Here is a 10,595-nt window from a genome sequence, read left to right on the forward strand (position 1 = left end):
GGTGTCGGGGGGGGCGGGAGCCCGCCGGCTACGGCGTGACGAGCACCTTGAGGGCGGTGCGCTCGTCCATGGCCCGGTAGCCGTCGGGGACGCCCTCCAGGCCGACGGTGAGGTCGAAGACGGGCGACGGGTCGACGCTGCCGTCGAGGACGTCGGGGAGCAGCTCGGGGATGTAGGTGCGGACGGGGGCGACGCCGCCGCGCAGGGCCACGTTCCGGTCGAACATGTCGGAGAGGTCGAGGCCGGTGCCGCTGCCGTGCGGGACGCCGACGTAGCCGACCGCGCCGCCGTCGCGGGTGATCGCGACGGCCGTGCGCATCGACTGCTCGGTGCCGACCGCCTCGATCACGGCGTGCGCGCCCTGGCCGCCGGTGAGCTCGCGGACGGCGGCGACGGCCTCCTCGCCGCGGGCGGCGACGACGTCGGTGGCGCCGAAGCGGCGGGCGATGTCGGTGCGGGCCGTGTGCCGGCCGAGCGCGATGATCCGCTCGGCGCCGAGGCGGCGGGCCGCGAGGACGCCGCACAGGCCCACCGCGCCGTCGCCGACGACCGCGACCGTCGAGCCCTTGGTGACGCCCGCGCCGAGCGCGGCGTGGTGGCCCGTGCCGAGGACGTCGGACAGCGCGAGGAGGCCGGTGAGGAGGTGGTCGTCGGAGGCGGCCTCGGCGGGGAGCTTGACGAGGGTGCCGTCGGCGTACGGGACGCGTACGGCCTCGCCCTGGCCGCCGTCGGAGCCGACCGAGCCCCAGAACCCGCCGTCGACGCACGACGTGGTCAGGCCGTCCGCGCAGTACGCGCAGGTGCCGTCGGACCAGACGAACGGGGCCACCACGAGGTCGCCGGCGGCGAAGCCGCGGACCTCGGGTCCCGCCTCCTCGACGACGCCGAGGAACTCGTGGCCGATGCGCTGCCCGGGCTGCCGGGCGGCGACGCCGCGGTAGGCCCACAGGTCGCTGCCGCAGATGCAGGCGCGCAGGACGCGCAGCACCACGTCGGTGGGGCGTTCGATCCGCGGGTCCGGGACGTCCTCGACCCGCATGTCGAAGGGGGCGTGGATGGTGGTGGCGCGCATGGGGGGTTCCTCGCTGTTCAGACCTGTGCCTTCGCCCCCTCACCGTACGCCGGGGCGTCGCCCCGCGCGTCTCCGAGGGCCCCGCTGACCAGGAGGTACTGGGCGGCGATGTAGGTCGCCATGACGACGAAGGCGGAGGCCGGCAGTCGCGGCCAGTCGGCGACGCCGGCGGCGATGACCGCGTCCGAGAGCAGGAACAGCGCCCCGCCGGCGGCCGCCCGGACGCCGAGCGCGCTGGAGCGGTAGGCCATCGCGGTGAGCAGCACGCTGTACGCGGCGACGGGGATCCGCATCCCGGCCGGCAGGTCGGACCAGAGCAGCCCCACCATGACGGCGAGCACCACGAGGTAGCCGAGGCCCAGGGCGGGCGAGGTGCGGCGGCGGCCGAAGAGGGCCAGGTAGCAGACGTGGCCGATCGCGAACGCCCCCATGCCGGCCAGGAACGCGAGGTCGGTGTCGAAGAGGAGCGCCACGTCGCCCGCCCAGCCGCACAGCACGGCGGCGATCAGCGGGCCCGGGGCGCGGCGGGCCCAGGCGTACCCGGCGAGCAGCGGCATCAGGAGCGGCTTGGCGACGACGTGGACGGCGTCGAGGCCGGCGAGGACGGCGACGAGGTCCACGGCCGCCGCGGCGGCGAAGGCGGTCAGCAGCGGGCGGGCCGGGCGCGCGGTCCGCCCGGCGGGGCGCGGCGGGGTGGCGGTGCGGCTCATCCGACACGCTCGCCGGGAGCGGCGGTCGCCGGCGCGGCGGGGGCGACGGGCGCGGGGGCGACCGGTGCCGTGGCCTCGACGGGCAGGCCCGCCGTCACCGCGACCGGCCCGTCGAGCCGCGCCGGATCGACCGCCGCGGCCCGCGGCTCGGCCGGCTGCCAGCCGGGCCCGCCGAACATCCGTCCGGCGCGCTCGCGCCAACTGCCCGCCGCCCGGACGTCCCTGGCGATGGCCGCGTACTCGTGGGTCGCGACCCGCAGCGGGTTGTAGGTGGTGATGTTCTTGGTGAGCCCGTAGACCGGCCGCTCGACCTCCGCGGCGAAGGAGCCGAACATGCGGTCCCAGACGATCAGGATGCCGCCGAAGTTGCGGTCCAGGTAGCTGCCCTGGGAGGCGTGGTGGACGCGGTGGTGCGAGGGCGTGTTGAAGACGAACTCGTAGGGCCGGGGGAGCTTGCCGATGCGCTCGGTGTGGATCCAGAACTGGTAGACGAGGTTCACGGACGAGCAGAACGCCAACGCCGCCGGGTGCACGCCGCAGGCGATCAGCGGCAGGTAGAACGGCCAGGACGTCAGCGAGGTCCAGGGCTGGCGGAGCGCGGTGCTGAGGTTGAACTTCCGGCTGGAGTGGTGGACCACGTGGCAGGCCCACAGTAGCCTGATGACGTGGTGGCCGCGGTGGGACCAGTAGTAGAAGAAGTCCTGCGCGAGCAGCATCAGCGGGACCGTCCACCACAGGACGTCGACCCTGAGCGGCGTCAGCGCGTACACGGCGGTGTAGATCGCGAGGACCGGGATCTTCCACAGCAGGTCGGTGACGAGGCTGCCGAGTCCCATGGTGATGCTCGTGGCCGCGTCCTTGGTCTCGTACCCGGCGGCGTCGTCGTCGGGATGGAGGCGGTAGCTGACGATCTCGAGAACCGTCAGCAGGACGAAGGCGGGTATCGACCAGAGCACCACGTCGGGAAGGTTCGGCATGGGGGCACGGTAGGCGAGCGGGTCGGCCCGCGGCTAGGGGTTGTTACCGACAGGTACACGCGGGTGCGCGGGACCGGTCCGCCCGCACCCGGGGCGCTCACTGCCCGACCCCGAGGAACGGGAAGTCGAAGCCGGTCAGCCAGTGCCGTCCGGTCTCGCGCGAGCGCCGCCACCCGGCCTCCACGGTGCTCTGGTTGGCGGCCTGGCCGAGGTCGGCGGGGGTCGGGCCGATCCGGGCGGCGACGGGGGCGAGCGCGACGCGGTCGAAGTCGAAGACCTCGGCCGCGGAGAGCCCGAGCAGCCGCCGGGTCTCGCCGATCGGCAGGTCGTGGAAGGAACGGCGGAGCCACGCCCGGGTGTGCGGCCAGGTGCCGTCGTGGTGCGGGAAGCCGCTGCCCCAGAGGATGTTGTCGACGCCGATCTCGTACCGCTGGGCGAGCTCGCGGCGCTTGGTGGCGGTGGAGCAGAGGAAGACCTGCCGGTCGACGTACTCGTGCGGCGGGCGGCGGAGTTCGGCGAAGCGGGAGTGCTTGCGGCCGCTGGGGGCGTTGCGGCCGCCGTGGGCGCCGAAGTACTGCCGGTCCATGGACCACAGCAGGTTCGGCAGCCACCAGCAGCCGGCCTCCGCGAACCCGAACCGCAGGCCCGGGTGGCGCTCGAGGACCCCCGAGCGCAGCAGGAACCACAGCAGCCGGGACGGCCACCAGGCGGCCTCGTCGGCGTCAAGGCCGAGGTACTCGCCGTACTCGTGGCGGGCGGCGGCGCCCGCGTGGGCGACGAGCGGGAGCCGGGCCTCGGCGGCGGCCGCCCACAGCGCCTCGTGGCGGCGGTCGTGGTAGGGGATGCCCTCGACCCGCATCGCGGGGATCATCAGCGCGCCGAGGCCGGACTCCTTGGCCCGCCGGATCTCCTCGACGACGGCGTCGGTGCCGGCGGTGAGCGGCAGCAGGGCGGCGCCGCGGTGGCGTTCGGGGTGCTCGGAGACGAACTCCGCGAGCCAGCGGTTGTACGCCCGCGCCCCGGCGAGCACCCGCTCGGGGTCCTGGTCGCCGGGGAGCCCGAGGCCGGCTCCGAAGGGCACGGCGGTCGGGCTGTCGGCGCCGGCCGGCGCCCCGGGCCCCGATCCGGCGTCGGGGAAGACGACCTCGCCGGCCACCCCGTCGGCGTCCAGCTCCTTGATCCGCTGGGCGCTGTCCCAGCCGCCGCGCAGCCCCTCCTCGTGGTCCTCGCGCCACTTGGCGGCGAGCGTCTCGCCGCGGCTGCCGGGGCGGGCGGTCGCGGCGCGGCGGGCGTCGCGCGCGGCGACGTGCTCGTCGAAGTCCCGGTGGAACCGGCTCTCCAGGTACGGGCGGTAGTGCTCGGTGGGGGGTCCGGCGTGGCCGTCGGACGAGATGACGAGGTAGGGGGCGTGCTGGGGACGCGACTCTGCCATGCCGGACCGCCCTTCGTCGTCGCACGCCCAACCGCCGTACGGGGCGGGCGGATCGGCGTGCGGGGTGGATGTACAGCAGCGTGACACCGGGCGGGGCGGGGGTCCATGCCCCGGTACGCAACTGTTCGTCCCCGAAGCGCCGGAACAGCGCGATTGGGGCCGTGTCAGTGCCGCCCCTTATCCTCAGTGACCATGCTCGAAGACCGAGACCGCACGACGGCAGCAACGGCCTGGCCGACCGCGTACCCGCAGGGTTACGCGGTCGTCGACGTCGAGACCACCGGCCTCGCCCGGGACGACCGGATCGTGTCCGCCGCCGTCTACCGCCTCGACGCCCGGGGCGAGGTGGAGGACCACTGGTACACGCTGGTCAACCCGCGCCGCGATCCGGGACCGGTGTGGATCCACGGTCTGACGAGCGCGATGCTGGCCGACGCGCCGCTGTTCGAGGACATCGCGCAGGAGTTCTCCGCGCGGCTCGACGGCAGGGTCCTCGTCGCGCACAACGCGCTGTTCGACTGGTCGATGATCTCCCGCGAGTACGCGCGGGCCCGGCAGCAGCCGCCGGTGCGCCGGCGGCTGTGCACGATCGCGCTGGCCAAGGAGCTCCGGCTGCCGCTGCCCAACCACAAGCTGGAGTCGCTGGCCGCGCACTTCGGCGTCGAGCAGCGCCAGGCGCACAACGCGCTCGACGACGCCCGGGTGCTCGCCGAGGCGTTCCGCCCGAGCCTGCACGCGGCCGCGGGGCGCAACGCCCGGCTGCCGCTCCTGGAGTGCCGCCCGCTGACCGAGTGGGCCGACTCCGTGCCCTCGCCCCGCGTCGAGGTCGGCTACCAGCCGGCCGGGCAGCGGCACCTCGGCTGGCGCCCCTCCCGCAAGCGGCCTGCCTGCCCCTACCCCAACCCGGGCCGCTGGTCCGCGGACGTGCCGCTGCGGCAGGGGATGCGGGTGGCGTTCTCCGGCGACACCTCCGTGGACCGCGAGCTCCTGGAGGACCGGGCGGTGGAGGCCGGGCTGCACGTGGCGACGAGTGTGTCGCGGCTCACCAGCCTGCTCGTCACCAACGACCCGGACTCGGCGACGTCGAAGACGGTGAAGGCGAAGGCGTTCGGGACGCCGGTGGTCGACGAGGCGGCCTTCACCCAGCTGCTGCGGGACGTGGCCCCGGCGCAGGAGGCGTAGCGAGGCGCGGCGGCGTCCCGCCGCGTCCGCCGGCGCGCCTCCCGTCCGGGCCCCGCCGCGCCGGCCCCGCGCGACCCCGCGCCCAGGGGCGCAAACCACTCCAGGTACCGTCAAAGCCGTGTACCGCTTCCTGTTGTCCCGGCAGTGGGTGATCCTCACCCTCATCGGCCTCGTGCTCATGCCGGTCATGTACGAGCTCGGCCTGTGGCAGTACCACCGCCACGTGCACAAGGTCGCGCAGAACGCGCTGATCGCGGGCAACCTGAACGCCGACCCCGTCCCCGTCGGGAAGCTGACCTCCCCCGGGCACGAGGTCCCGCGGTCGGACTTCTGGCGCCGGGTGGAGGCCACCGGCACCTGGGACACCGCGCACGAGACCGTCGTGCGCCGCCGCACCGACGCCGACGACAAGGTCGGCTTCCACGTCCTGACCCCGCTCCGGCTCGACGACGGCCGGTACCTGCTCGTCAACCGGGGCTGGGTGGACTCCCCCGCCCGCCAGACGGACTTCCCGAAGGTGCCGCCCCCGCCCTCCGGCACGGTGACGGTCACGGGGCGGCTGATGGCCGACGAGACGACCGCGAGCACCGGCATCAAGGACCTCGGCGGGCTGCCCGACCGGCAGGTGATGCTGATCAACGGCGCCCAGCAGGCGAAGCTGATCGGCGTGGGACAGGACCGGTTGCTCGGCGGCTACCTGGAGCAGTCCGGGCCCGTCACGAAGAGCCCCGAGCAGATCCCGCCCCCCGACTCCTCCGGCATCGGCCCGCACATGGCCTACGCCGTCCAGTGGTGGCTGTTCGTGGCCGCCGTGCCGGTCGGCTGGGTGATCCTGGTCCGCCGCGAGCTCCGCGACCGCGCGGCGGCCGCCGCGCGCCCCGCGGCCGACGACGACCGCGCCGAGGTGCCCGTCTAGGGGCGCTTCCGCCCGCCGGGTGACGAAGATCCCGCCGGGACGACAATCCGGCTTAGCCGGGTTTCCGCGCGGGAAGGCGCTCCTCGTGGCTCAACTCATCGAGGATTACGCGCTCATCGGCGATCTCCAGACCGCCGCCCTGGTCGGCAGCAACGGCTCCATCGACTGGCTCTGCCTGCCCCGCTTCGACTCCGCGGCCTGCTTCGCCGCGCTGCTCGGGGACGAGGAGAACGGCCACTGGCGCATCGCGCCGGTCGACGCGGAGGACCGCGCGGTCTGCTCGCGCCGCTCCTACCGCGGCGACACGCTGGTCCTCGACACCTACTGGGAGACCCCGACCGGCACCGTCCGGGTGACGGACTTCATGCCGCAGCGCGACGAGACCCCCGACGTGGTCCGCGTCGTGGAGGGCCTGTCAGGCGAGGTGACCATGCGCTCGCGGATCCGGCTGCGCTTCGACTACGGCCACGTCGTGCCGTGGATGCGCCGGGTCGACGGGCACCGGGTGGCCGTCGCGGGGCCGGACTCGGTGTGGCTGCGCAGCGAGCCGAAGGTGACCAGCCACAGCGAGGAGTTCCACACCGACGCCGACGTCACCGTCTCCGCCGGGCAGCGCATCGGGTTCGTCCTGACCTGGCACCCCTCCCACGAACCGCGGCCCGAGCCCATCGACCCGTTCGAGGCGCTGGAGCACAGCCTGGAGGACTGGGCGGAGTGGGCCGCGCAGTGCACCTACGACGGCCCGTACCGCGAGGAGGTGATGCGCTCCCTGATCACCCTCAAGGCGCTCACCTACGCCCCCACCGGCGGCATCGTCGCCGCCCCCACCACCTCGCTCCCCGAGGAGCTGGGCGGCGTCCGCAACTGGGACTACCGCTTCTGCTGGCTGCGGGACTCGACCCTCACCCTCGGCGCGCTCCTCTCGGCCGGTTTCGTCGACGAGGCCGAGGCCTGGCGGGACTGGCTGCTGCGCGCGGTCGCCGGCGACCCGGCCGACCTGCAGATCATGTACGGGCTGGCGGGCGAGCGCCGGCTCCCGGAGACCGAGCTGCCCTGGCTGAGCGGCTACGAGGGATCGGCGCCGGTCCGCACCGGCAACGAGGCGGTCCGGCAGCTCCAGCTCGATGTGTACGGCGAGGTGATCGACTCGCTCAGCCTGGCCCGTGCGGCCGGCCTCGCCCCGCAGAAGAACGCCTGGGAACTCCAGCTGAAGCTGATGGAGTTCCTGGAGGCCAACTGGCAGCGGCCCGACGAGGGGCTGTGGGAGATGCGCGGGCCGCGCCGCCACTTCGTGCACTCCAAGGTGATGGCCTGGGTCGCCGCCGACCGCACCGTCCGCACCCTGGAGGAGCATCCGGAGCTCGACGGCGACCCCGAGCGCTGGCGGCGGATGCGCGACGCCGTCCACCAGGAGGTCCTGGAGAAGGGCTACGACCCGGAGCGCAACACCTTCACCCAGTCCTACGGCTCGCACGACCTGGACGCGGCGACCCTCCTGATCCCCCGCTTCGGCTTCCTCCCGCCGGACGACCCCCGGGTGGTCGGCACCATCGCCGCCGTCCGCGCGGAGCTGGACGGCGACGGGCTGCTGCGGCGCTACAGCACCGAGAACAAGTCCGTCGACGAACTCCCCGGCGACGAGGGCTCGTTCCTGGTGTGCTCCTTCTGGCTGGCCGACGCCCTGCACCTGGCGGGCCGCACGGACGAGGCCCGCGCGATGTTCGACCAGCTGCTCGGCTACCGCAACGACGTCGGGCTGCTCGCCGAGGAGTACGACAAGGCCGCCGGACGCCAACTGGGCAACTTCCCGCAGGCGTTCAGCCACATCGGCCTCGTCGGCACCGCCCTGCTGCTCTCCGGCGACCAGAGGGCGGGCGCGGCCGGATCAGTGGGAGAGGCGGGGACGGCCGCACCGGCGGGAGCGGCGGAGCGGGCAGAATAGGCCCATGGATCTTGGACTGAAGGACCGGGTGTACGTCGTCACCGGAGCCAGCCGCGGCCTCGGCCACGCCACCGCGCGCGAGCTGGTCGCCGACGGGGCGAAGGTGGTCGTCAGCGGACGGGACGGGAAGTCGGTCGCCGACGCGGCCGCCGCACTGGGTGGCAACGCGGTCGGCGTGCCCGCCGACAACGCCGATCCGGACACCGCCCGACTGCTGGTCGAGACCGCCCGGAGCCGGTTCGGGCGCTTCGACGGCGTGCTGGTCAGCGTGGGCGGCCCGCCGGCCGGGTCGGCGGAGTCCACCACGGACGAGCAGTGGTCGGCCGCCTTCGAGTCGGTGTTCCTGGGCGCGGTCCGGCTCGCCCGCACCGCCGCCGCGGAGCTGACGGAGGGCGGCGTGATCGCCTTCGTGCTCTCCTCGTCGGTGCACGAGCCGGTGAACGGGCTGACGATCTCCAACGGTCTGCGCCCGGGTCTCGCCGGCTTCGCGAAGTCGCTCGCCGACGAGGTCGCCCCGCGCGGGGTGCGCGTGGTGGGCCTGCTGCCCGGCCGGATCGACACCGACCGGTTGCGCGAGCTCGACGCGCTCGGCGGGGACCCGGCGGCCTCGCGCGCGGCGAACGAGGCGCGGATCCCGCTGCGCCGCTACGGCACCCCCGAGGAGTTCGGCCGCGCCGCCGCGTTCCTGCTCTCCCCCGCCGCCTCGTACCTGACGGGTGTGATGCTGCCGGTGGACGGCGGGGCGCGGCGCGGCTTCTGAGCACCCCCACCGCCACGCGTTCGGCCCCCGGAAGACGTCTTCCGGGGGCCGGACGCGTGGCGTGCGCGGGTCAGTCGACCCGCTCCGGACCGGTCCGCGCGGCCCGCACCCGTACCTCGGCGGGCAGCCGCTCCAGGCCCGCCGAGCCGCGGGCGCGCTCCAGCGCCCCGTACGCGAGGTCGTCCAGGACGTCGGCCGGGGCGGCGTACGGCTCGGCGACGAGGCCGATGCGGACCGCCGGGTCGTGCCGGCGGCCGGTGAGCCGGGCGCGGGCGTCGGCGACCCCGGCGCCGTGGGCGGCGTCCTTCTCCAGGACGCCCTCCAGGGCCCGGCCGCGCAGCAGCGCCCCCTCGCCGTCGCCGGTGTCGACCCGGACGGCGTCGAGCCGCCGGCCCTTGATCTGCGCGAGCAGCCACCACAGGGCCAGGAGCACGAGGACGGCCAGCGCGGCGATGACGACGGGCCACCACCAGCCCTCGTCGCGCCACCGCTGCCGCTCGGCGTCGCCGAGCAGGACGTCGTCGCCGCCGTCGTAGACCCACCAGGACGGCACGGGCGCGCCGAGGCCGGTGGCGAGGACCGAGCCGCCGAACAGCAGCAGGACGAGCCCGCCGAGGCCGAGCAGCAGTCGGTTCAGGGAGCCGCGCACGGTCCTCACCTCACCTTCCCGCCGGAGCGGCGGACCTGGACGGTCACCTTCGGGGGCCTGACCACCCCGAGGTCCTCGACGCCGGCGGCGACGGCGGACTCCAGGTCCGCGCGGACCTCGTCGAGGTCCCGGAAGTGGGACACCGCCCGCACGTCGGCCTTACGGCGGCCCGTGCGGACCGTCACCGACTCGACGCCGGGCACCGAGCCGGCCCGCTCGCGCAGGACCAGTGCGGCCGCCCGGCGCTCCAGGACGGCCCGCACGTCGGGGTGGACCGGCTTCATCGGGAGCAGCTCGCGCAGCCCGGGGGTGAGCGCGAGGACCAGCATCCAGATCCCGAGGGCGGCGGCGAGCCCCGCGCCGAGGAGGACCGGCCAGCTGTCGAGCTGACGGGTCGCGAGGGCGTCGGCCAGCTCCCGCCGCCAGGCCATGCCGGGCTCGCCCGCCCTGACCTGCACGACGTCGTAGAGCAGCAGGCCGAGGGCGCCGAGCAGGAGCAGGGCGGCCACGGCGGCGGTGATCCGCCGCGGGGAGCGGAAGCGGTGCGCCCGGCCGCCGGCGGGGCGGTCGGGGCGGGGGGTGTCGTCGTACGGGAGGCCGTCGTCGTAGGGCTGCTCGTCGTACGGCGGCGGGTGCTTCTCCAGGACGGGCAGCCGCTGGGTGGCGCCCTGCGGCACTCCGGGTTCGCTCATCGTGTCCTCCCCTGCCACCCGCGGCGCGCGCCGGTGTGCTGCAGCCGCTCCACCGTGACGACGACCTCGGGAACGTCCATGCCTGCCAACGCGCGTACCCGCTCGGTGACGTGTCGACGCACGGCGGCGCACTGCCCGCCGATGTCGGAGGGAAAGCCCAGGTCGAGGGCGATGCGGACCCGTGCGGTGGCGTCCTGCGCGGAGACCTTCACGGCGGCCCTGGGCGCGCCGCCCGGGCGGTCCGGGCCGAGGGCCTCCCGGGC

General features: G+C 74.9%; 11 protein-coding genes. 4 read left to right on the forward strand and 7 right to left on the reverse strand.

The features are described from left to right. Positions 1 to 28 precede the first annotated feature (28 nt). From ACFWEG_RS25965 to ACFWEG_RS25980, 4 genes are all read right to left on the reverse strand, one after another. On the reverse strand, positions 29 to 1,072 hold the full coding sequence (locus tag ACFWEG_RS25965; protein WP_387219695.1) for a zinc-dependent alcohol dehydrogenase family protein: 1,044 nt from the start codon (positions 1,070 to 1,072) through the stop codon (positions 29 to 31). Between the two features lie 17 nt (positions 1,073 to 1,089). After that, positions 1,090 to 1,782, reverse strand: a complete 693-nt coding sequence (locus ACFWEG_RS25970; RefSeq protein WP_387219697.1) for a lysoplasmalogenase — start codon at positions 1,780 to 1,782, stop codon at positions 1,090 to 1,092. Further along, the gene (locus tag ACFWEG_RS25975) at positions 1,779 to 2,759 is read right to left on the reverse strand and encodes a sterol desaturase family protein (protein WP_387219700.1); all 981 of its coding nucleotides are present in this window, start codon (positions 2,757 to 2,759) and stop codon (positions 1,779 to 1,781) included. Before ACFWEG_RS25975 ends, ACFWEG_RS25970 begins: the two co-directional genes overlap by 4 nt. A 97-nt stretch (positions 2,760 to 2,856) precedes the next feature. Then, entirely contained in the window at positions 2,857 to 4,191 is a 1,335-nt protein-coding gene (locus ACFWEG_RS25980) for an amidohydrolase family protein (protein ID WP_387219702.1), read from the reverse strand. A gap of 192 nt (positions 4,192 to 4,383) precedes the next feature. Between ACFWEG_RS25980 and ACFWEG_RS25985 the strand changes: the two genes are divergently transcribed. From ACFWEG_RS25985 to ACFWEG_RS26000, 4 genes are all read left to right on the forward strand, one after another. Beyond that, on the forward strand, positions 4,384 to 5,373 hold the full coding sequence (locus ACFWEG_RS25985) for a DEDDh family exonuclease (RefSeq protein WP_387219704.1): 990 nt from the start codon (positions 4,384 to 4,386) through the stop codon (positions 5,371 to 5,373). A 118-nt stretch (positions 5,374 to 5,491) separates the two neighbouring features. Beyond that, positions 5,492 to 6,289, forward strand: coding sequence for an SURF1 family protein (locus tag ACFWEG_RS25990; protein WP_387219706.1), 798 nt, complete (start codon positions 5,492 to 5,494; stop codon positions 6,287 to 6,289). Positions 6,290 to 6,374: 85 nt separating this feature from the next. After that, complete coding sequence (locus ACFWEG_RS25995) at positions 6,375 to 8,231, forward strand: glycoside hydrolase family 15 protein (protein ID WP_387219709.1); 1,857 nt, start codon at positions 6,375 to 6,377, stop codon at positions 8,229 to 8,231. Positions 8,232 to 8,235: 4 nt separating this feature from the next. After that, positions 8,236 to 8,991, forward strand: a complete 756-nt coding sequence (locus ACFWEG_RS26000; protein WP_387219712.1) for an SDR family oxidoreductase — start codon at positions 8,236 to 8,238, stop codon at positions 8,989 to 8,991. Between the two features lie 70 nt (positions 8,992 to 9,061). Here ACFWEG_RS26000 and amaP read toward each other — a convergent pair whose 3' ends face one another. The 3 genes from amaP to ACFWEG_RS26015 form a co-directional block, all read right to left on the reverse strand. Continuing rightward, on the reverse strand, positions 9,062 to 9,640 hold the full coding sequence (amaP, locus tag ACFWEG_RS26005; RefSeq protein ID WP_387219714.1) for an alkaline shock response membrane anchor protein AmaP: 579 nt from the start codon (positions 9,638 to 9,640) through the stop codon (positions 9,062 to 9,064). 5 nt (positions 9,641 to 9,645) lie between these two features. Continuing rightward, on the reverse strand, positions 9,646 to 10,332 hold the full coding sequence (locus ACFWEG_RS26010; protein ID WP_387219717.1) for a DUF6286 domain-containing protein: 687 nt from the start codon (positions 10,330 to 10,332) through the stop codon (positions 9,646 to 9,648). Beyond that, on the reverse strand, positions 10,329 to 10,595 hold a 267-nt coding region (locus tag ACFWEG_RS26015; protein ID WP_387219720.1), incomplete at its 5' end, for a hypothetical protein. The genes ACFWEG_RS26015 and ACFWEG_RS26010, both read right to left, overlap by 4 nt.

The sequence above is a fragment of the Streptomyces sp. NPDC060194 genome (assembly GCF_042728285.1).
Classification (GTDB): domain Bacteria; phylum Actinomycetota; class Actinomycetes; order Streptomycetales; family Streptomycetaceae; genus Streptomyces.

Bases quoted from the DNA above. Each gene is read 5' to 3' on its own strand.
- ACFWEG_RS25965 (WP_387219695.1), bottom strand. From the start codon at position 1,072: ATGCGCGCCACCACCATCCACGCCCCCTTCGACATGCGGGTCGAGGAC.
- ACFWEG_RS25970 (WP_387219697.1), bottom strand. From the start codon at position 1,782: ATGAGCCGCACCGCCACCCCGCCGCGCCCCGCCGGGCGGACCGCGCGC.
- ACFWEG_RS25975 (WP_387219700.1), bottom strand. From the start codon at position 2,759: ATGCCGAACCTTCCCGACGTGGTGCTCTGGTCGATACCCGCCTTCGTC.
- ACFWEG_RS25980 (WP_387219702.1), bottom strand. From the start codon at position 4,191: ATGGCAGAGTCGCGTCCCCAGCACGCCCCCTACCTCGTCATCTCGTCC.
- ACFWEG_RS25985 (WP_387219704.1), top strand. From the start codon at position 4,384: ATGCTCGAAGACCGAGACCGCACGACGGCAGCAACGGCCTGGCCGACC.
- ACFWEG_RS26000 (WP_387219712.1), top strand. From the start codon at position 8,236: ATGGATCTTGGACTGAAGGACCGGGTGTACGTCGTCACCGGAGCCAGC.
- ACFWEG_RS26010 (WP_387219717.1), bottom strand. From the start codon at position 10,332: ATGAGCGAACCCGGAGTGCCGCAGGGCGCCACCCAGCGGCTGCCCGTC.